At 43.1% G+C, this 2,342-nt stretch carries 1 protein-coding gene; it reads left to right on the top strand.

What is annotated here, in order from left to right; translation table 11 throughout:
• The coding region (locus tag AFM12_RS10645; RefSeq protein ID WP_310586866.1) for an SdrD B-like domain-containing protein at positions 1 to 2,342 on the top strand (2,342 nt) is incomplete at both ends.

Below are 2,342 nucleotides of genomic sequence, written 5' to 3' on the forward strand. Positions count from 1 at the left end.
CTGCCGGCGAAGGTCTTTTCAATGAGTCGATTCTAAAAGACAGTGAAGGCATGGTGATTGAGAAAGACACCGCATGTGGTGATCTTCCATTCATTCAGCATACGAAGACACTTTCAACGATTACACCAAACGGCAATAACGAGTATACGATCACGTATGATATTGTTGTCGAGAATATTGGTGGAGCAGAAGGTACTTACGGTCTGAAAGATGATCCTTCATTTGAAGATGACATTACGATTCTGGATGCGAGTTATACAACCACTTCAGGAGTACCAACTGTAGCCCTGTATCCAACAGATGCAGTTTGGACCTTGGCCAGTGGCGTGAACCTGGGAGCAGGAGTATCACATTCTTACACCGTATCGGTTGATGTGAAGATTGATCTTTCTGCGGGTTCAACAGGAGACAATACCTACACAGCCTGTGGCTCTACAGCGACAAGCAAAGAGTTTGCAGCAGGTGAAGGATTATTCAATGAATCAATTCTAACTGATTTGAACGGTCTTGAAATAGAGCGTGATACAGCATGTGGTGATTTGCCATACATAACCCATGCGAAGACGCTGAGCAGTATCACAGACCTTGGTGACAATACCTTTAGCGTACTATATGAAATAGAGGTTAAAAACCTTGGAGGAGCGGTTTCAAGTTATACTCTTGAAGATGCTGGTTCATTTGAAGATGATATTACTATAATTGATGGTGGCTACAGTTCACCTGAAATAGGAGCCTATGCGTTCACAGGCAATCCGTTCCCACTAACGATCACCAGCGGTAATACGATTGCTGCAGGTGCTACTGAGACTTACCAATTGCAAGTGAAAGTAGCGATTGATCTGACTGACGGTCAGGTTGGGGATGATGTATACACCGCTTGTGGTGAAACGAGCACGACGACAGAATACTATGCCGGCGAAGGTCTTTTCAACGAGTCGATTCTAAAAGACAGTGAAGGCATGGTGATTGAGAAAGACACCGCATGTGGTGATCTTCCATTCATTCAGCATACGAAAACACTTTCAACGATTACACCAAACGGCAATAACGAGTATACGATCACGTATGATATTGTTGTCGAGAATATTGGTGGAGCAGAAGGTACTTACGGTCTGAAAGATGATCCTTCATTTGAAGATGACATTACGATTCTGGATGCGAGTTATACAACCACTTCAGGAGTACCAACTGTAGCCCTGTATCCAACAGATGCAGTTTGGACCTTGGCCAGTGGCGTGAACCTGGGAGCAGGAGCATCACATTCTTACACCGTATCGGTTGATGTGAAGATTGATCTTTCTGCGGGTTCAACAGGAGACAATACCTACACAGCCTGTGGCTCTACAGCGACAAGCAAAGAGTTTGCAGCAGGTGAAGGATTATTCAATGAATCAATTCTAACTGATTTGAACGGTCTTGAAATAGAGCGTGATACAGCTTGTGGTGATCTTCCATATATTGTTCACACCAAAGTGGCTTCTAACAGGACTCAAATTGATAGAGATGAGTACACCATTGAATATACCATTCTTGTGGAGAATAAAGGTGGTGCGAATGGAGTTTACGGGTTGAATGATCAACCTGGTTTTGATGATGATATAGAAATTCAATCCGTTTCTTATACAACAGATGCCGGGGTAACTCCAAATATTTTGAGTGCCGGTGATGCTGTATGGAATTTATCTCAGGATGTTAATCTTGGTATAGGTCAAACACATATCTACACATTGACAGTTGACATTTTATATAACCTTGAAGAGGGTTCTTCTGGAGATAATGTGTATACGGAGTGTTCTTCTCAAACAGGAACGGATACATTCACCAAAGGTGAGGGCTTATTCAACGAATCAGTCCTGCTTGATCTGAATGAATTTGAAATTGATCGCGATACAGCTTGTATCGATCTTCTTGCGGCATTGGGTGATACTGTTTTTGTAGATATCAACGGAAATGGTATTCAGGACCCAACAGAACCTGGTCTTGAGGGTGTTGAAGTGAAGTTGAACGGAACAGTAAACGGTAATCCGATTACGGAACAAACCGCATTTACAGATGTCAATGGTTTCTACGAGTTCATCGGACTTGAGCCGGGCGATTATGTGGTTACTTTCCCAACTTCAGCAGATATCAATGGATTGTCAGGAACACTGACAGATGACGACGCTACTGGAGGTAATACTGACGGCACTGATACCAATGAAGACAGTGATGCTGATCAAACAACAGGTGAAACTGAGACCTATACACTTTCTTATGGTGAGTTTGAACCTAGAGCTGATGCGGGTTACTATGTACCGGCCTCTATTGGAGATACCGTGTTTGTAGATGTGAATGGTAATGGT

The organism is Jiulongibacter sediminis (genome assembly GCF_001306455.1).
Taxonomy (GTDB): Bacteria; Bacteroidota; Bacteroidia; order Cytophagales; family Spirosomataceae; genus Jiulongibacter; species Jiulongibacter sediminis.